Genomic DNA, 18,292 nt, shown 5'->3' with positions numbered 1-18,292 from the left:
TGCAGCTTCCTATCTCTAAGAGCAGATCAGCGTGGGAGGACGCGATGCCGATCCAACTTGCCCCGGTTGCCGGGATAGCGCTTCGATATGGCGCGGTGGCGCTTTTGGTCTATACCGCAACTCGTTATGCATTGCCCGGACGCCGCGACCAACGGGTGGAAGATGCGATGGATGAGACACCAGAGGGCTTGACCCTCCGGCGCGACCCCGAACAGATGAACGCGAGTGCCCGTTGGCGGCGCGTCTACCGGATTGGTCGGCGTGGGCCGGGGGTAGAAATCGATGCAACGGGCTTCGCCCGGATCAAAGTGAGACGTTTGAAATGATGCAGCTTGTGGGTTCGCCGCCCTCTCCTTTCGTGCGGAAATGCCGTGTGGTTTTGGCCGAGACCGGTCAGGATGATGTGGAGATCATCGATGTGAGCACCACGCCGGTGAACACCGCGCCCGAAGCCGCGGCGGCCAATCCGCTTGGCAAGATCCCGGCGCTTCTGCGCGATGGTGGCCCTGCGCTTTATGACAGCCGAGTCATCACCCGGTTTCTGGATCATCGGGCGCAAGCTGGCCTCTACCCAGAAGAGCGGCTTTGGGATGTGCTGACGCTGGAGGCAACGGCGGATGGGATCATGGAGGCAGCCGTGCTCATGGTCTATGAGAAGCGCGTGCGGCCCGAAGAATTCTGGTACGAGCCCTGGCTCGACGCGCAATGGGGCAAGGTTAATGGGGCATTGGACGCCTTGGAGAGCCGTTGGATGAGCCATCTCCACGGGCCGCTTAATATGGGACAGCTCGCGGTTGGATGCGCGCTCAGCTATCTCGATTTCCGCCATGGCGACAAGGATTGGCGCGCCGGGCGGGATAGCCTTGCGGCGTGGTGTGGCAAAATCTCAAAACGCCCCTCGATGCAGTCGACGATGCCGCCCGCGGCATGAGAATCTTCCGGGTCGCGGATGCCGATGGGATGGTCGGGTGCCATTTGGTGCGCCAGACCGTGTTCATGGGAGAGCAGGGCGTGACTGCGGCCGAGGAATGGGACGGCCTGGACGACCAATGCCTGCATTTCCTGGCCGAAGATGAGGCCGGCCCGGCGGGAACCGCGCGGGTCTTGCCGCTGGCCGATGGCGTGGCGAAGATACAGCGCGTGGCGGTGCTCTCGTCGCATCGCGGGACGGGTCTGGGCATGCAACTGATGCAAGCGGTACTGGAGGACCTGACAGCGGAGGGGTTCAAAACCGCCGCGTTAGACGGGCAGACCTATGCGATTCCGTTTTATGAGCGTCTCGGCTTCGCCGCCGAAGGGCCGGAGTTCGAGGATGCGGGGATCATGCACCGCTATATGACACGCCCGCTTTAGTCTTTGAGTAGATCACTATGGTCGGCGCGAAGCGCGGCCTTTTGTACCTTGCCCATCGTGTTGCGCGGCAAAGCGTCGAGGAAAAGTACCTCTTTGGGCCGTTTGAACTTCGCCAGTTGATCGGCAATGCCTGCTAGGATGCTGTCTCTCGATACGGCCCCTGAGCCGTCCGGCACGACAAGGGCGATGACAGCCTCGCCAAAATCCGGATGCGGCACACCGATCACCGCGCTTTCCAACACACCGGGAAGATCGTCAATCAAGCTCTCGACCTCTTTCGGATAGACGTTGAAGCCGCCTGAGATGATCAAATCCTTGGCGCGCCCGACAATGGTGACATACCCGTCGGCATCGACCCGCCCAAGATCGCCTGTAATGAACCACCCATCGGGGCGCAGCTCTTCGGCGGTTTTTTCCGGCATCTGCCAATAGCCCGAGAAGACATTGGGGCCACGCACCTCGATCACACCGATCTCGCCCGGCGCAACCTCAACCCCATCCTCACCCATAATCCGCAACGTCACATCTGGCAGCGGAAAACCCACGGTTCCCGGGCGCCGCTCCCCCTCATAAGGGTTGGAGGTGTTCATATTGGTCTCCGTCATCCCATAGCGTTCGAGGATGCGGTGACCGGTGCGCGCTTCCCAGTCGCGATGGGTTTCTGCCAAAAGCGGCGCGGATCCGGAGATGAACAGGCGCATATTGGCCGTCCGGTCAGGTGTCAGGCGCGGATCAGCGAGGAGGCGCGTGTAGAATGTCGGCACGCCCATCATCGCGGTCGCCTGCGGCATGGCCTCCAAGATCGCATCCGCATCGAATCCGGGCAGAAAGACCAGCGATGCACCGGAGAGCAGCGCGACATTGGTCGCCACGAAAAGCCCATGAGTGTGATAGATCGGCAGCGCGTGGATCAGCACATCCGCCTCGGTAAAGCGCCAGAGATCTGTCAGGGTCTGGCTGTTCGACAGAAGCGCGTGATGGCTGAGCATCGCGCCTTTGGAACGGCCCGTGGTGCCCGAGGTGTACAGAATCGCGGCTAGATCGTCGGGACGGCGTGGAATGGACTGCTCTAAGGGGATTGCCCGTGACTGCGCGTCGGCCAGTGTGCCCTCGCCCTTACCATCAAGGGTGAGAACGGTCTGGGTGCCAGCGGCTTCAGCGACGGAGATCAGACCTGCCTGCTCCGCCGGGTCGCAGACGAATACGCGGGGCGTGGCATTGCCAAGAAAATAGGAGACCTCGGCCGCGGTATAGGCCGTGTTGAGCGGTAGAAAGACGCCACCCGCCATGACCGTGCCAAGATAAAGCTCAAGCGAAGCAAGGCTTTTGCCAACTTGAACAGCGACCCGATCCCCGGGCAGAATGCCTTGATCAATCAAGGCGGTCGCCATTTTTCGCGCCCCAAGCGCAAGCGCTGCGCGGTCATAGACCGTGCCATCCGCCGCCGTCGCAAACGGTGTCTTGGGCGCGGTTTCGGCGCCGGCCAAGAGCGCATCAACAAGACAATTCGCCATCACATTCCCCCTTTCGGATCGTATTTCGCGGGAAATCGCGCAGTTTTCCCTGCGACACTTCGGCCTGACTGCGGGCGATTGTCCACTGGACGCCTACCCTTCCATTTCATAAACACGCCCGAGATCGGCTGCGGGGGGATTCCGCGGCCTTGAGGGATTTTACGGTTCAGAGATCCTGAACCAATGATGAGGGAGACGTGCTCGGTGTCACACGCAGAAGATCATCCCAGCTCGCGCCGCGACTTTCTGTACTACGCAACAGGGGGTATGGGTGCTGTCACGGTTGGTGCCGCTGTTTGGCCACTGATCAACCAGATGAACCCGTCAGCCGATGTGCAAGCCGCATCGACACTTCGCGTGGATGTCGGCGATTTGCCGGTCGGCTCGCAGCTGACGGTTTTGTTCCTGGGTAAGCCGATTTTCGTGCGCCACCGGAGCCAAGAAGAGATCGACGAGGCTCGTGCGGTCGAGATTTCCGACCTGATGGACCCCATCGCGCGGAACGCGAACTCCGCCGAAGAGTTGGACGCCGCCGATGAGAACCGGGCCCTGGCGCCCTTCGGCGACGGCGAGAACACGGGCGAGTGGCTGGTGATGTGGGGCGTTTGCACCCATCTGGGCTGCGTTCCGCTTGGTGATGGCGCTGGCGATTTCGGCGGGTGGTTCTGCCCCTGCCACGGCTCTCACTATGATACCTCGGGCCGCATTCGTCGTGGACCCGCGCCGGAGAACCTTCCGGTCCCCACCGCGTCCTTCGTGGACGAAACCACAATCCTATTGGGTTAAGGAGGAACGCGCGCATGTCTGGAATTCCCCACGACCATTACGAACCGAAATCGAACGGCGAAAAGTGGCTGCATAAGCGGCTGCCGATTGTCTCGTTGATGTATGACACATTGATGATCCCGACCCCCAAGAACCTCAATTGGATGTGGATTTGGGGCATCGTTCTGGTGTTCTGCTTGGTGATGCAGATCATCACCGGCATAATCCTGGTGATGCATTACACACCGCATGTGGACCTGGCCTTTGCCTCGGTCGAGCACATCATGCGCAACGTGAACGGCGGATGGGCACTGCGCTATATCCACCAAAACGGCGCATCGCTGTTCTTCATCGCGGTTTATCTGCACATTTTCCGGGGTCTCTACTACGGGTCGTACAAGGCCCCGCGTGAGATCACCTGGATCGTCGGCATGCTGATCTATCTGATGATGATGGGCACCGCGTTCATGGGTTACGTTCTGCCTTGGGGTCAGATGTCCTTCTGGGGTGCGACCGTGATCACCGGCCTCTTCGGCGCGATCCCCTTCGTGGGCGATGCGATCCAGACATGGCTGCTTGGCGGGCCATCGGTCGACAACGCCACGCTGAACCGCTTCCTGTCGCTGCACTATCTGCTGCCCTTCGTGATCTTGGGTCTGGTGATCGTGCATGTCTGGGCGTTCCATACCACGGGCAACAACAACCCGACCGGTGTTGAAGTACGTCGGACCTCGCGGAAAGAGGCGGATGCGGATACGCTGCCCTTCTGGCCCTATTTCGTGATGAAGGACCTCTTCGCCCTGGCGGCGATCCTGGTCGCGTTCTTCGCGGTTGTGGGCTTTATGCCGAACTATCTAGGCCACCCCGATAACTATATCGAGGCCAACCCGCTGGCCACGCCGGCGCATATCGTGCCCGAATGGTACTTCTTGCCGTTCTACGCGATCCTGCGCGCCTTCGATGGTGAGGTTTGGGTCGTGATTGCGACAAGCTGGATCACCGGCGGCATCATCGACGCGAAGTTCTTCGGCGTCTTGGCGATGTTTGGTGCGATCCTGGTCATGGCCCTGGTGCCGTGGCTGGACACCTCTTCGGTCCGCTCGGGTCGCTACCGGCCCATGTTCAAATGGTGGTTCTGGGTCTTCATCGTCAACTTCTTCGTGTTGATGTGGGTGGGCGCGCGACCGGCGGAAGGGATCTACCCCTATATCGCGCTGATCGGCTCTGCTGTCTGGTTCGCGTATTTCTTGGTCGTCTTGCCAATCCTCGGCGTGATCGAGAAACCGCTGCCTCAGCCCGAGACCATCGAAGACGACTTCAACGCCCATTACGGCCCCGAGGCAGGCAAAGGCGGCGCGTCCGCTCCTGTTTCGAACCCGGCTGAGTGAAGAAAGGACAATACTGACATGTTCAGGAACCTTGCTCTAAGCACCCTGACCGCGCTGGCCCTTTCGACTGGAGGGGCGATGGCGGCCGGCGGAGACGGTCATGTGACCGATTACAGCTTCTCTTTCGAGGGGCCGTTCGGAACCTATGACCAGAACCAGCTGCAACGCGGGCTGCAGGTCTATACCGAGGTCTGCGCCGCCTGCCACGGGCTGCAATATGTGCCGATCCGCACCCTGTCGGATGAAAACGGCCTTGGCATGCCTGAGGACCAAGTGCGGGCCTATGCCGAATTCTTCGAGGTGTTCGACCCCGATTTGGATGATTGGCGCGCGGCCACACCGAACGACAATTTCCCGGGCTCGAACCTGGACACGGCACCTGATTTGAGCCTGATGGCCAAAGCTCGCGCCGGGTTCCATGGGCCCTATGGGTTGGGCTTGAACCAGCTCTTCCGGGGGATCGGTGGTGCGGAATACATCACGTCGCTCCTGCTCTATTACACCGGTGAAGAGGTTGAGCAGGCCGGGACGATTTTCTACGAAAACGAGACATTCTCTGGCGGCTTGATCTCGATGGCGCCGCCGCTCTGGGAAGGGGCTGTTGAGTATAACGATGGCACCGTTGCGACCGAAGAGCAGATGGCTCTGGATGTCGCCGCCTTCCTGATGTGGACCGCCGAACCGCAGATGATGGCGCGCAAGAATATGGGCTTCACCGCGATCATTATTCTCAGCTTCCTGACAGTGCTGTTGTACCTGACCAACAAGCGTATCTGGGCGCCGGTCAAGGCACGCGCCAAATCTGGGACGCCTGCGGAATAACGCATCACCGAAATCAATCTGGAAAACGCGCCCTCCGGGGCGCGTTTTTCGTTAGAGCCAGGGTGTCAGGGTGGCTGGCGGATCAGTGAGCAGTGTCTTGATCGGGCCCTGAGTTGTAATCCGGCCATCTTCCAAGAGACACAAGTCGGTGCAGAGGGCCGCGGCCTCGCGTAGGTCATGGGTGACCAAAACGAGGGTCAGGCCCGACTCGTCGCAAAGCTGCGTCACCAGATCCAGCATCTCACGCCGCAGCCCAGGGTCGAGGGCTGAAAACGGCTCATCCATCAGCGCGAGAGGCGTATCGCGCACCAGCATCCGCGCAAGCGCCACGCGCGATTGCTGCCCACCAGAGAGGGAGGCAGGCATCCGGGCACCCATGCCGCCCATCCCTGTCTGAATAAGGCTCTTCTCCACACGCGCGTGCTCGGCGTCCGTCAGCCGCAGATTGCTCCGGACCCCCAAAGCCACGTTGTCAAAAACGCTCAGATGCGGGAACAAATTGCCGTCTTGGAAGAGGATGCTGAGCGGGCGCTCTGCGACCCTGGCCCGGCTGCGATCCACCCCGTCGATGATGACTTGGCCGCTATCGGGCAGAAAAAACCCGGCGATGACGTTCAAAAGGGTCGATTTCCCGCCACCGGATGCGCCGATGACCGCGAGCCGCTGCCCGGCAGCAAGGGTGAGATCGGCGGAAAGGGTGAAGTCACCCGCCTGAACGGTGAGATATTTAAGCTCCAACACGGCGACGGCCTCCACGATCACAGATCCAGAACAGCCCGAGGCTCAGAAACAGCAACAGAAGAGCCGCGCCTTGGGCATCATCGGTGCGGTACGAGCCCATCAGGCGATACATCTCCAGCGGCAAGGTGCCCTGCGCGGGAGAGGAAAAGAGGGCGATGACACCCAGATCGCCCATCGAAAGCGCAGCGGCCAAGCCCGCGCCAAACCCAAGGGGCGCGCGGAGGCGGGGCAGAATCGCATGCCGAAGCCGGTGCATCCCTTGCAGGCCTAGAGCGTCCGCGAGTCGCCCTTGCGTGGCTTCTGCCTCTGCGAAAGCCGGAGTCAGCGCGCGGAGGAGGAACGGCAGGCTCATCAGGGCGTTGACCAACCCCGTGACAGGCAGCGCCAGAGCGACCGGGTTCGCAATGGGTTGCAAGATCAGGAACAGACCCGTGCCGAGCACAAGTGGTGAAATGGCGATGCTAAGCGTGCCGACCAACTCAAGCCCAGTTTGGTGTCTGCGGGCCATCACAGCCGCCATCGGCAGAGCCACGAGCAAAGCCAGCATGGCCGAGCTAACGGCCAGCAGGATTGAGCGAAGCGCGGCTTGCCAGACGGATGGTGGCAGGGACCAAATCGCCGGCAAACCTTTGGCCACAAGCGCGGCCATCGGCAGGATCAAGAACAAAGCGGCGATGGTCAGAAAGGCGGCATCAGTGACCCTGGCGCGTTCGGCAAAGGCCTCCCACTGCATCGCGGGTCGATCAAGCCCACTGCCCAAAACACGGGGCACGGCGAAGCGGAAGGCCAGGATGGCTGCGCTGGCGCAGATCAGGACCTGGACGGCTCCGAGCATCGCGGCGCGACTGAGATCAAAGTCGAAGCGAAAGGCTTGGTAGATCGCGAGCTCCACCGTCGTGGCACGCGGACCACCGCCAAGGGTGAGCGCCACCGCGAAACTGGTGGTGCAGATCAGGAAGATCACCAGAAAGGCCCCCGGGGCGGTGGCGCGCAACATCGGCATCTCGAAATGGCGCCAGATATCGCGCGGTGTGAAGCCGAGCGACGCCGCCAAGCGGACCCGTTCCGACGGGATGGCTTGCCAGCCTTGTAGGAACAGCCGTGTTGCCAGGGGCAAGTTGAAGAAGACATGGGCCAGAACCACACCGTGGAGGCCGTAGATTTCCAGAGGTGGCAGGCCGAAGGCGCCAAGCGCTTGGCTGATCCAGCCGTTTCGGCCAAAGACTGCGAGCAGGCCGAACACCGCGACAATCACCGGGAGGAGAAATGGCGCACCCATGAGCGTGATCAAGACGCGGCGGCCCAGGAAGCGGCGGCGCGCGAGGGCGCGGGCCACGGGGATCGCGAGCGCGACGCTGAGGACCGCTGAGAGAAGCGCTTGCAGGATTGTGAAGCGGATCGCGGCCCAATCGGAACTGTTAAGGGCCGAGGCGGCCTCTGCCCGCAGCGCGACGGCGACAAGTGGCGCCAAAAGGGCCAGGGCCACCAATGTGGCGATCCCGGCCCCTAGGCTTTGCAGGCCAGTTACTGGCTGAGCGCGTTCAGCCATATGTCCAGGGCCGATGCGCGGAGGGCGGCGGCCTCTTCTGGGGCCAGAAGCAGGGCCTGGTTGGGTCTGATCAAAGTGTCGAACCCATCGGGCAAGGCCTCGGGTGCGAGTGCCGCAGGATACATCCAATTGGTGGTGGGGATGACATTTTGGAATTCTTCAGTGAGCATAAAGGCCAGGAATTGCCGTGCCAACTCGGGCTGATCACTATTGGCGAGCATGCCAGCCACTTCGATCTGCATGTAATGCCCTTCATCGAACGCGGCGGCAGCCTTACTTGGGTCTTCCTCCGCGATAAGGTGATAGGCGGGCGAGGTGGTATAAGAGAGGACCATATCGGCCTCTCCTTCCAAGAACAGGTCATAGGCCGCCGACCAGCCGGGGGTGACGGTGACAATGTTATCAGCCAAACCTTCCCAGATCGTACCTGCCTCATCACCGTGGGCAGCGGTGACCCACATCAGCAGGCCCAGACCCGGGGTTGAGGATCGAGGGTCTTGGATGACGATTCTTGCGTCGCTCTCCGCCAATGCGGCAAAGCTGGTCGGGACATCGGCCATGTCGGTGTTGTGGACGAAAGCGAAATAGCCCCAATCGAAGGGCAGGAACGTCTCGTCGTCCCAGGCGATGGGCAACGTCAGTGCGGGATCGGCGATACCGTGCGGCGCGAAAAGGCCGGTCTCGGTCGCCGCATGGGTCAGATTGGTATCGAGGCCCAAAACAATATCGGCATCGGAATTTGCACCCTCAAGCCGGATGCGGGCCAAAAGCGCCGCGCCATCACCCGCGCCGGTGAACTGTAGGTCACATTCGCAGGTTTCTTCAAAGGCCGCCTCGATCTGCGGGCCAGGCCCCCAATCGGCAACAAAGCTGTCATAGGTATAAATCGACAAAACGGGTGTGTCTGCCGCAGCCGATGCTGCGATCAGGGAAAACGCCGTTGCCATGATGGTGTGTCTCATCTCACGCCTCCATTGCGACGGGCGAAGTGAGGCTGAGACCGTTGGTCTTTTACCTTCCCTCCGCCGGTCTTAACCGGGTCAGGTTCTACGGGTCCGCATCATGCATCTCAGGTCCAATGGACCACCCCGAGGTAGCGCTAGGCCTATCTGGTGAGCCGACAGGCTGCAAGGTAAATTATGGGCTATTGGGAAATAGTTTAGCATTAAACAAAATGAGCGTTCGCGGCCTGCTTCGTGACAAGCCTTGGCAATCGCGTAGGATCGGGCTAACCCGCCCGGACCATAGAAAGGCTGCGGTCCATGTCATTTAATACATTCGGCCATCTCTTCCGCGTCACCACCTGGGGTGAAAGCCACGGTCCCGCGCTTGGCGCGACGGTGGATGGCTGCCCGCCAGGCGTGCCGATTGACGCCGCCGGGTTGCAGCACTGGCTCGACCGGCGGAAACCCGGCCAGAACAAATACACCACGCAGCGGCGCGAGGCCGATGAGGTGGAAATCCTCTCTGGCGTCTATGAAGGGAAAACCACCGGCACGCCGATCCAGTTGATGATCCGCAATACCGATCAGCGCTCGAAAGACTATGGTGATATCGCCGAGAAGTTCCGGCCCGGGCATGCGGATATCACCTACTGGCAGAAATACGGGATCCGCGACCCCCGCGGCGGTGGCCGGTCTTCGGCACGGGAGACTGCGGCGCGTGTGGCGGCGGGCGGCGTGGCGCGGGCGGCGTTGGATGCCTTGATGCCCGGCGTCAAAATCACCGGCTATATGGTGCAGATGGGACCGCATCAGATTGATCGGTCGCGGGTTGACCTGGCGGAGATCGAGAAGAACCCGTTTTGGACGCCCGACGCGATGGCCGCTGAAGAATGGGCCGGATATCTCGACGGGCTTCGTAAATCGGGCGATAGCGTGGGCGCTGTGATCGAAGTTGTCGCCTCGGGCCTCCCTGCAGGGTTGGGCGCGCCGATCTATGGCAAGCTTGATACCGATCTTGCCGCCGCTTGCATGTCGATCAACGCTGTCAAAGGCGTCGAGATTGGCGACGGGATGGCGGCCGCGGCCCTTACCGGGAGCGAGAATGCAGATGAGATCAGCATGGGCGACAATGGTCCGGTCTATAGCTCCAATCATGCAGGCGGTATTCTAGGTGGAATTTCCACCGGTCAGGATGTGATCGTTCGTTTCGCGGTGAAGCCGACATCGAGCATTTTGACGCCCAGAAAGACCATCACCAAATCGGGCGAGGCGGCGGAGATTGTGACAAAAGGACGGCACGACCCATGTGTCGGAATCAGAGCTGTTCCGGTGGGTGAAGCGATGGTGGCCTGCGTGGTTTTGGACCATTTGTTGCTTCATCGTGGACAGGTCGGCACAACGGTCGGACCCATCGGCTGATCCAAAACCGACGCCTGCGTGATCTGGACGGTCCTCATTTCAAGTCAACAATTCCACTGAAAAACAAAGTATTGTAGCGAAATCAGGCGATCCGATTCTGGTGCCCATTTAGGGGCGACTTGAGGTTCGGCCTGATCAAAAATGCATCATTCCCTGTCTGAATCGGAACAGTTCGCGTGCGAATGGCGGACGGTTTCCAATTCGGAGACAGTGCTTCGAAAGCTTCACCAAGCTGCCTTTTTTCTGCCATAATTCGACGAAAAACGTCGAAATTGGGGAAATTTAAAGGATGTCTTATGTCGTTTTTCAGCGGCCTTGCTTGGCGCATTCGGTCCGTTTCGGTTGACTGGTCTTTGACCATCGCCGCACTGATCGCTTTGGGTTTGGCTTCGGGGGCCTTCATCAAATCTGGGTTTGGTGAGACCGGTCCAGCCATGGGATTACGCTTGGAAGGCGTCTCAATTCTCACCGAGGCAGATCGCTTGATCTCATCGGAGGATTTTGCGCGTGGCGCCCCGGGGTGGATCGGCGGCGCGACCGATGAGAGCGCTGTTGGGTTCGGTGGGATACTTGGTCGCTTTGGCGGCACCGGTGGCGAAGAAGCCGTGTCCCGAACCTATGAAATCGATCCTGCGCGGTCGCATGTGGTGATCAGCTTTGATCTTCATGCGATAGATGACTGGGCGTTGGAGGAGATCGTCGTCTTCATCAATGGCACGCCTGTCACACGACGCAGTTTTTCGACCCGTCCAGATTTGATGGCGGATCAAATGCTGCATGTGGAAGAGCTTGCGCACGTCGACGTCGAGATGACAGTGGACCAGACCTCAAGCCGCCACCGCGGCTTCGTCAATGGCGGACCCGCGACCGAAGATCAAACGGTTCACGTGCGGATCACGGCAGAAACCCCGGGCGAGACTCTCAGGATCGGCTTCGGGTCTACCCTCGCGGGCGGGATCGAAACCGCCAGTTGGGCTGTCGATAATGTTCAAATTATCTCGACGGACGCCCCGCGTTAGGTCAGCGCCAAATCCAGCAAAGCCTGAATATCGGCGGTACGGGTGCCCGCGACGATCCGGCCAAGTTCTTCATCCCCGCGCAACAGGATGAGTGTTGACCGGCGAGGCACGGCAAGGCGTTGGGTAATTTCCGCGCCGCTATACTGATCCCAATCGACCCGGATGAATGTGATCGCATCTTCATAGGCAGGGTTGTCACCGCGCAATTGACCAATCACCCGTTCCTGCGCGCGGCAGGTGGTGCACCAATGGGCCGCGAAGTCCAACAGCACTGTCTCTCCGGCAGCGAGGCGTTCCTGAGCGAGACCAGGTGTGTAATTTAAGGTGGTGGCGTGGCCCAGGTTGGGGAACATCACCGCAGATGCGGCACCCATGATCAACAATTCTCGACGGTTCATAATTGTTCTCCTTCACAAAGCGACCGATAGGTCTTGCAGCCAAATCGGTAGAATATCCAAAAGCCAAGCCTCAGCTATGTAATGCCAGCGCATGAGGATCGCGACACCGACAAAGAGGAAGGCCGCGCCGAGAACGGGTTTGGCGCTGGTCGCAATACGGCGCATCAGCGCTTGGCGTCTTTGCAGGACCGAGCGGGCGCCATAGCCAAGCGCCACGATCACAGCCCCGATCCCGAAAGCAAAGGCCAGCATGATGGCGCCGGCGCGAAGGAGGCTCTCGCCCTGGCTGGCCATAGAGATCGCCCCACCAAGGGTCGGCCCAACGCAAGGCGACCACACTGCGCCCAGTAACATGCCGCCCAGAAACTGACCTTGCCAGCCTTGGCGGTCAATCTGATCCATCCCGGTATCGGCGCGGGCGGAAAACCCGGCGGTGGCGGTTGCGAACCTTTCGGAAAAGCGTGGGACCAGCATGACGAGGCCAAAGAGGATCATCATCACAGCACCAACCTGTGCCACAGTCTCGACCGTCAACCCGATCAGATGACCAGCGGCCGTGACGGCCATACCAAGCCCGACAAAGGTCAGCCCCATACCCGCAGCCAAAGCCAAAGGTCCCCAACGGCTGGCTTGCAGCGCGCTGGCCAGGACGATGGGCAAAACCGGCAAAACGCAAGGATTGATCAGCGTCAGCAGGCCTGCGCCGAAGGCGAAGACAAACTCCATAAACCTGATCTGCGACAGGTGGTGGCTAAAGTCACCCAACCTTTGCGTGAGGCCGTGTTACGATCGCTGACGGGCCAGTTGCACGGCTAGGATGCCGCCCGCGATGATCACCACGCCGATCACATCGGCCAAGGTCAACCGCTCGCTGAGCAAAAGTGCGGCGATGGCGACGCCGAAAAACGGGTTGAGAAAGTGGAAGGTCGCCGCGCGGGTCGGACCGATGCGGCCCACCAGGATGAACCAAATCCAGGTGGCCAAAAGGCCCGGCACGAAGCTGGTGTAAAGGAACGCTGCGACCAACTGCCAGGACCAGGTCACGTCCCAAGGCTCTAGGGCAACCGCGAAGGGCAAGAGGGCCAGGCCGCCAACCAGGGTTTGCAGGGCCACGATCATCAACAGATTCTTGCCGTCCGACGAGGCGCTGCGCACCGCCAGTGTTGCGATCGTGAGTGCCGCCGCGCCGATCAAGCAAAGGGCGATGCCAAGGCCATCGGCACCAACCGTCAGCCGGTCCCCCATAATCAATGCCACGCCGCCGAACCCAGCCCCAAGGCCCAAAACGCCCATAATCGGCAGGCGTTCGCGGAAAACGATCCAATTGGCGGCGGCCACCATAAGCGGCATGGTCGAGGCGATAATCGCGGCGAGCGAGGCCTCGATCCACTGCATGGCAACGAAATTCAGCCCCAAATAGATGGCATTCTGGCAGACGCCAAAGATGAGCACGGCGCGCCACTGCCCGCGTGTAATCCGCCAGTTTTGTCCGAGCCAAAACGCAATAGCGACGCCGACCGCACCGGAAAGCGCGTAGCGCAGCACGAGCGCGGTCAGGGGCGGGGCCGCCTCGACGATGATCCGCGCCGATGTGAAAGCCGAGGACCAAATGATGGCAAAGCTCAGCCCAAGCAGGATCGCGCGTATGTCCATCTTATGATCTGTCTCGTGAAAAGGGCCGCCTGATGTGGCGACCCTTTCCGATTTGCGCCGGAGATGCAACGCGTCCCGAGATCAGAGGAGTTGGGTCGACACACCCCCATCGGCCAAGATGGGGGCGCCTGTAATGAATGAAGCGTCATCGGAGAGCAGAAAAGCGGCCGTCGCGGCGATTTCCTTCGGTTCGGCCAGACGTCTGAGGGGGTGCAGTCTTGCGACGACGGCATGACCGTCCGGGTCATCGCCCGCCATCGGCGTGCGCGTGCCACCTGGAAGAAGGGCGTTGATGCGGATGCCCTCGGGCCCGTGTTCCATGGCGAGCGTCTTGACCAACCCGATCAATCCGGCCTTCGAGGCGGCATAAGCGGCCATTCCCGGCATTCCGCCATTGCTGACCCCAACGAAAGAAGAGGTGAAAAGAATCGCGCCGCCCTGCGATTGCAAGGCCGGGATCTGGGCCCTGGCCGCGAAAAACGCGCTCGTCAGATTGGTGTTGAGAACAGTGTGCCAAGTGGCCGTCGCCATCTTGGCAACCGGACCCATCTCGCCCATCAGGCCCGCGTTGTTAAATGCGCCATGGAGTCCGCCAAATTTAGATTGAGCCAAGCTTACGAGGGCTTGAGCGTAGCTTTCATCGGTCACATCGCCGGCCAGCGGAACGGCTTTGCCGCCGTTTTTGCAAATCTCATCGGCGATCTCTGACAGTTCTGGCGCGCGCCGCGCACCCAGGACGAGTCGCGCACCCTGACGAGCGAAGAGATGCGCGGCGGCTTTGCCGATCCCGCTGCTGGCACCAGTGATGAGGATGGTTTTGTTTTCGAGTTGCATGAAAGCCTCCTGAAGGATGAATGATCAGGGGGCTATGGCAGCGCGCTTTGGGTGGCTCGACCCGGTTCTTGCGAGACTCACATGCACAGTGGCACTAGGCGCAAGAAACGGAACATCGGGACATGAAAAAGGGCCGCCTCATCGGCGACCCTCTTTGGTCTTTGCAAACGTGGGCGATTAGCCGTTCACGCTGTCCTTCAGAGCCTTGGCAATGGTCACCTTGACCACTTTGTCGGCGTCTTTGTGGATCTGCTCGCCGGTGGCGGGGTTGCGCACCATACGTGCGGGCCGCTCGCGACAATAGACTTTGCCCACACCGGGGATGGTGGCGGCACCGCCATTGGACACCTCTTTGGTGATCACATTGGCAATCGCGTCCAGCGCCGCGCCTGCGGCTTTCTTGTCGCTGCCCATCTCATCGGCCAGTGCGGCAACCAGTTGGGTCTTGGTCATGGGTTTCTGTGCCATGGTCTTATTCTCCTATACTGCCCGAACCCTAGGGCTCGTTGCGGCAAAACTACCCGAATATTGTAGGAACACACAACGCTTAGTGTGCCGAATTCTGCAATTTCAGCCCGAAAAACGGGCTTTTTTGCCGATTCAGAGGAAGGCAGTCTCTTCAAATGACCGCAATTTGCGGGAATGCAAACGTTCCAGAGGCATCTCGCGGAGCTTCTCCATCGCCCGGATTCCGATCAAAAGATGCCGTGAAACTTGGGTTTTGTAGAAGGCGCTGGCCATCCCGGGCAGCTTCAACTCGCCATGAAGCGGCTTGTCCGAAACGCAAAGCAGCGTGCCGTAGGGCACACGGAATCGGAACCCATTGGCGGCAATCGTGGCGCTTTCCATATCAAGCGCGATGGCGCGCGATTGGCTCAAGCGTTGCACCGGGCCGCTATGGTCGCGCAGCTCCCAATTGCGATTGTCGATGGTGGCAACCGTGCCGGTCCGCATGATGCGCTTCAGGTCATAGCCCTCCACATCACTCACATCCGCCACCGCGTCTTCAAGCGCGATTTGGACCTCGGCCAGCGCCGGAATCGGCACCCAAACCGGCAAGTCGTCATCAAGCACGTGATCTTCGCGCAGATAGGCATGAGCCAGGACGAAATCGCCCAGACTCTGCGAGTTTCTCAGCCCCGCGCAATGGCCGACCATCAGCCAGACATGCGGGCGCAGAACCGCGATATGATCGGTCGCGGTTTTGGCGTTCGACGGACCAACCCCGATATTAACCAAAGTGATGCCGCCGCCGCCCTCTCGTTTCAGGTGATAGGTTGGCATTTGCGGCAGTTTCAGTGGCGTGTTGAGCGGCTGCTCCGGGTCGGTGATCACATCATTTCCGGGGCCAACCAGGGCCGTGTAGCCGCTTTCGGGGTCGCGGAGCGCGGCGCGGCCGAAGGCGACGAACTCTTCGACATAGAACTGGTAGTTGGTGAAGAGCACATGGTTCTGAAAATGCTCGGGCGCGGTGGCCGTGTAATGCGCCAGACGCGCCAGGGAGTAGTCGATCCGCTGTGCCGTAAAGGGCGCCAACGCGCCGGAGCCATCTTCGTTGTGATAGCCAAACCCGTTGACGATCTCATCATTTGTGGTGCCGAGATCGGGCACGTCGAACACGTCGCGCAACGGAAATGCCAATGCGCCATCTTGCGGCACTTGCATTTCGGCATCGCCCAGAACCGCAAAATGCACGGGGATCGGCGTGGTCGACGGGCCGATTGTCACCGGCACCTGGTGGTTTTCGAGCAACAAAGCGATCTGCTGCGTGAGGTAGTTTTCGAACAGATCGGGGCGTGTGACCGTCGTGGCGTAGGTCCCGGGTTCCGACACGTGGCCAAAGGACAGGCGGCTGTCGATCTGGCCAAAACTGGTCGTTGTGATCCGGATCTCGGGGTAGAAGGCGCGGAAGCGTTTGTCGGGCATCTCGCCCAGGATCACTTCGGCGAAATGCTTGCTGAGAAATCCGGTTGCGCCCTCATAGAGCTCTTGCAGATAGGCAACGGCCTCGGCTGCGTCGGTGAAGCTTTTCGCGCCCGCATCGGCGGGCGTATCCACCGGAAGATGCAGTGTCGGGGCGGTCATAGGCTATCCTTTTCAAATAATTCGGTGAGCTCGAACCGGGTGACATCCACCAGGCCGAGATCGGAAATACGCAGTTCCGGGATCACAGGGAGCGCCAGCAGCGAATGCTGCATATAGGCATTGTTGAGCGTACAGCCACAGGCGGCCATCGCCTCGACCATGTTTTGCGCTTTATCGGCCACACGGGACGCAAGGTCATCACTCATCAGACCTGCGATGGGCAGTTCCACAAGCGCCAGTTCTTCGCCATCTTTGAAGACGCTGACCCCGCCGCCGATCTCGGCCAGCCGCATCACAGCCTTCGCCATGTTCTCCCGGTCTGTGCCGACGACAATCATATGGTGGCTGTCATGGGCGACGGTCGATGCAATCGCCATCTGACCCTTGTAATCGAAGCCGGAAACGAAGCCATTGACGACGCCGCCGGTGCCTTTGTGCCGCTCAACCAGGGCAATCTGGCAGACCGGGCCTTGGCCTTCGACGATCCCGTCACGCACCGGCAAATCAGCGGTGAGCGCCTGCGTCGGGGCTTGGTTTTCGACCACACCAATGACCTTGGCTTTCACCTGATTGGCCCCGTCGGGTGCGGCAATCTCGAAGTCCGCCGCCGTGATCTCTTTGCCAAGATGGACCGAGGCGCGGGTGTCGGCGGGCCAGTCCAGATGCGGACAATCGACGAGGCAGGCACCGTCTTCCGCGACCTTCTGACCACGGGCGTAGACGGTCTCAATCGGCAGGCTGCGCAGATCGGAGGTCACGATCATATCGGCCCGCCGCCCTGGCGCGATGGAGCCCAATTCGCGCTCAAGCCCGAAATGGGTCGCCGTGTTGATCGTGGCCATTTGCAGCGCGATCAACGGGTCACAGCCACATTCGATTGCATGGCGCAAGATCCGGTTCATATGGCCCTCGTTGACCAACGTGCCGGAATGGCAATCATCGGTGCAGAGAATGAAATTGCGTGGGTCGAGCCCACGTTCTGTCACCGCAGTGATCTGTTTTTCGACGTCATACCAGGCGGAGCCGAGCCGCAGCATCGCCCGCATCCCTTGGCGCGCGCGCGCAATCGCGTCGTCTTCGGCCACGCCTTCGTGGTCATCCGCCGGGCCACCGGCCGCATAGGCGTGGAAATCGGGCCCGAGATCGGGGGAGGCATAGTGCCCGCCGATCACCTTGCCGGCCCGCGCGGTCGCCGCCATTTCGGCCAGCAACATGTCGTCGCCCGCAACCACGCCTGGGAAGTTCATCATCTCGCCCAACCCGATGATGCCGGGCCAGGTCATCGCCTCGGCCACATCTTCGGGGCCGATCTCGAAACCGGTGGTCTCCAAGCCAGGTGCAGAGGGGGCGCAGGACGGCATTTGCGTACAGATATTCACCGGCTGCAGCATCGCTTCGTCATGCATCAGCTTCACACCGCGCAAGCCAAACACATTCGCGATTTCATGCGGGTCGGTGAACATGGTTGTGGTGCCATGCGGGATGACGGCGCGGGCGAACTCCGCCGGTGTCAACATGCCCGACTCGATATGCATATGCCCGTCACAGAGACCGGGGATTAGATATTGCCCTTGGAGATCAACGACCTGCGTGTCGGGTCCGATGGTGTGTTCCGCATCAGGGCCGACATAAGCGAAGCGGCCACAGGCCACGGCCACATCCCAGCCATCGAGCACTTCGCGGCTTTGCACATTCACTAGGCGGGCGTTTTTCAACACCAAATCTGCGGGTTTTCGGCCAGCGGCGACGGCGATCAGATCAGCGGCGCAGTCGGCCCAAGTCTTCAGCATTTCCATGGCGCAGTTTCC

The 18,292-nt window shown here is 60.6% G+C and carries 19 protein-coding genes and 1 riboswitch; of the genes, 8 read left to right on the top strand and 11 right to left on the bottom strand.

Annotated elements, in window-relative coordinates:
* Positions 1 to 44: 44 nt before the first annotated feature.
* From GTF44_RS15735 to GTF44_RS15725, 3 genes are read left to right on the top strand one after another with little or no spacing between them, the layout of a single operon-like run.
* Complete coding sequence (locus GTF44_RS15735; RefSeq protein ID WP_171560109.1) at positions 45 to 326, top strand: hypothetical protein; 282 nt, start codon at positions 45 to 47, stop codon at positions 324 to 326.
* A complete protein-coding gene (locus tag GTF44_RS15730; protein ID WP_171560547.1) occupies positions 326 to 931 on the top strand; it encodes a glutathione S-transferase in 606 nt (201 codons plus the stop codon). Before GTF44_RS15735 ends, GTF44_RS15730 begins: the two co-directional genes overlap by 1 nt.
* On the top strand, positions 928 to 1,353 hold the full coding sequence (locus tag GTF44_RS15725; protein WP_171560111.1) for a GNAT family N-acetyltransferase: 426 nt from the start codon (positions 928 to 930) through the stop codon (positions 1,351 to 1,353). The genes GTF44_RS15730 and GTF44_RS15725 overlap by 4 nt, the downstream gene beginning before the upstream one ends.
* On the opposite strand, the gene GTF44_RS15720 is transcribed toward GTF44_RS15725, so the two are convergent.
* Positions 1,350 to 2,867, bottom strand: a complete 1,518-nt coding sequence (locus tag GTF44_RS15720; RefSeq protein WP_171560112.1) for a malonyl-CoA synthase — start codon at positions 2,865 to 2,867, stop codon at positions 1,350 to 1,352. The two genes, GTF44_RS15725 and GTF44_RS15720, sit on opposite strands and share 4 nt — an antisense overlap.
* Before the next feature lie 204 nt (positions 2,868 to 3,071).
* Between GTF44_RS15720 and petA the strand changes: the two genes are divergently transcribed.
* The 3 genes from petA to GTF44_RS15705 are packed head-to-tail and all read left to right on the top strand — an operon-like array spanning position 3,072 to position 5,842.
* Positions 3,072 to 3,653 (top strand): ubiquinol-cytochrome c reductase iron-sulfur subunit, encoded by a 582-nt coding sequence (gene petA, locus GTF44_RS15715; protein ID WP_145214323.1) that lies wholly within the window; start codon positions 3,072 to 3,074, stop codon positions 3,651 to 3,653.
* 14 nt (positions 3,654 to 3,667) lie between these two features.
* Positions 3,668 to 5,020 carry a cytochrome b N-terminal domain-containing protein gene (locus tag GTF44_RS15710; RefSeq protein WP_171560114.1) on the top strand — a complete coding sequence of 451 codons (1,353 nt, stop codon included), beginning with the start codon at positions 3,668 to 3,670 and terminating at the stop codon, positions 5,018 to 5,020.
* A gap of 18 nt (positions 5,021 to 5,038) precedes the next feature.
* Entirely contained in the window at positions 5,039 to 5,842 is an 804-nt protein-coding gene (locus GTF44_RS15705; protein ID WP_171560116.1) for a cytochrome c1, read from the top strand.
* A gap of 51 nt (positions 5,843 to 5,893) precedes the next feature.
* Here GTF44_RS15705 and GTF44_RS15700 read toward each other — a convergent pair whose 3' ends face one another.
* From GTF44_RS15700 to thiB, 3 genes are read right to left on the bottom strand one after another with little or no spacing between them, the layout of a single operon-like run.
* Complete coding sequence (locus tag GTF44_RS15700) at positions 5,894 to 6,583, bottom strand: ATP-binding cassette domain-containing protein (protein ID WP_171560117.1); 690 nt, start codon at positions 6,581 to 6,583, stop codon at positions 5,894 to 5,896.
* Positions 6,570 to 8,132 carry a thiamine/thiamine pyrophosphate ABC transporter permease ThiP gene (locus GTF44_RS15695; RefSeq protein ID WP_171560119.1) on the bottom strand — a complete coding sequence of 521 codons (1,563 nt, stop codon included), beginning with the start codon at positions 8,130 to 8,132 and terminating at the stop codon, positions 6,570 to 6,572. The genes GTF44_RS15700 and GTF44_RS15695 overlap by 14 nt, the downstream gene beginning before the upstream one ends.
* On the bottom strand, positions 8,108 to 9,094 hold the full coding sequence (gene thiB / locus GTF44_RS15690) for a thiamine ABC transporter substrate binding subunit (protein WP_171560121.1): 987 nt from the start codon (positions 9,092 to 9,094) through the stop codon (positions 8,108 to 8,110). Before thiB ends, GTF44_RS15695 begins: the two co-directional genes overlap by 25 nt.
* A 38-nt stretch (positions 9,095 to 9,132) precedes the next feature.
* Positions 9,133 to 9,233, bottom strand: a riboswitch (TPP riboswitch).
* Positions 9,234 to 9,394: 161 nt separating this feature from the next.
* Here thiB and aroC point away from each other — a divergent pair.
* Positions 9,395 to 10,495, top strand: coding sequence for a chorismate synthase (gene aroC, locus GTF44_RS15685; protein ID WP_171560123.1), 1,101 nt, complete (start codon positions 9,395 to 9,397; stop codon positions 10,493 to 10,495).
* Between the two features lie 296 nt (positions 10,496 to 10,791).
* Positions 10,792 to 11,514 carry a hypothetical protein gene (locus tag GTF44_RS15680; protein ID WP_171560124.1) on the top strand — a complete coding sequence of 241 codons (723 nt, stop codon included), beginning with the start codon at positions 10,792 to 10,794 and terminating at the stop codon, positions 11,512 to 11,514.
* On the opposite strand, the gene GTF44_RS15675 is transcribed toward GTF44_RS15680, so the two are convergent.
* The 7 genes from GTF44_RS15675 to ade form a co-directional block, all read right to left on the bottom strand.
* Positions 11,511 to 11,912, bottom strand: coding sequence for a thioredoxin family protein (locus GTF44_RS15675; RefSeq protein ID WP_171560126.1), 402 nt, complete (start codon positions 11,910 to 11,912; stop codon positions 11,511 to 11,513). The two genes, GTF44_RS15680 and GTF44_RS15675, sit on opposite strands and share 4 nt — an antisense overlap.
* 12 nt (positions 11,913 to 11,924) lie before the next feature.
* On the bottom strand, positions 11,925 to 12,638 hold the full coding sequence (locus GTF44_RS15670; protein ID WP_171560128.1) for a cytochrome c biogenesis CcdA family protein: 714 nt from the start codon (positions 12,636 to 12,638) through the stop codon (positions 11,925 to 11,927).
* 57 nt (positions 12,639 to 12,695) lie between these two features.
* The gene (locus tag GTF44_RS15665) at positions 12,696 to 13,565 is read right to left on the bottom strand and encodes a DMT family transporter (RefSeq protein WP_171560129.1); all 870 of its coding nucleotides are present in this window, start codon (positions 13,563 to 13,565) and stop codon (positions 12,696 to 12,698) included.
* A gap of 81 nt (positions 13,566 to 13,646) precedes the next feature.
* Entirely contained in the window at positions 13,647 to 14,399 is a 753-nt protein-coding gene (locus tag GTF44_RS15660; RefSeq protein ID WP_171560131.1) for an SDR family oxidoreductase, read from the bottom strand.
* 177 nt (positions 14,400 to 14,576) lie between these two features.
* Positions 14,577 to 14,867: an HU family DNA-binding protein gene (locus GTF44_RS15655; protein ID WP_145214352.1), complete on the bottom strand. Its 291-nt coding sequence runs from the start codon at positions 14,865 to 14,867 to the stop codon at positions 14,577 to 14,579.
* 132 nt (positions 14,868 to 14,999) lie between these two features.
* Complete coding sequence (locus GTF44_RS15650; RefSeq protein WP_171560133.1) at positions 15,000 to 16,484, bottom strand: AMP nucleosidase; 1,485 nt, start codon at positions 16,482 to 16,484, stop codon at positions 15,000 to 15,002.
* On the bottom strand, positions 16,481 to 18,280 hold the full coding sequence (gene ade / locus GTF44_RS15645; protein WP_171560134.1) for an adenine deaminase: 1,800 nt from the start codon (positions 18,278 to 18,280) through the stop codon (positions 16,481 to 16,483). The genes GTF44_RS15650 and ade overlap by 4 nt, the downstream gene beginning before the upstream one ends.
* Between the last annotated feature and the right edge of the window lie 12 nt (positions 18,281 to 18,292).

The sequence above is a fragment of the Roseobacter sp. HKCCD6576-2 genome (genome assembly GCF_013179285.1).
Taxonomy (GTDB): domain Bacteria; phylum Pseudomonadota; class Alphaproteobacteria; order Rhodobacterales; family Rhodobacteraceae; genus Rhodophyticola; species Rhodophyticola oceani.
The sequence above is the reverse complement of the archived record's forward strand: the minus strand, read 5'-3'. Positions and strand labels throughout refer to the sequence as shown.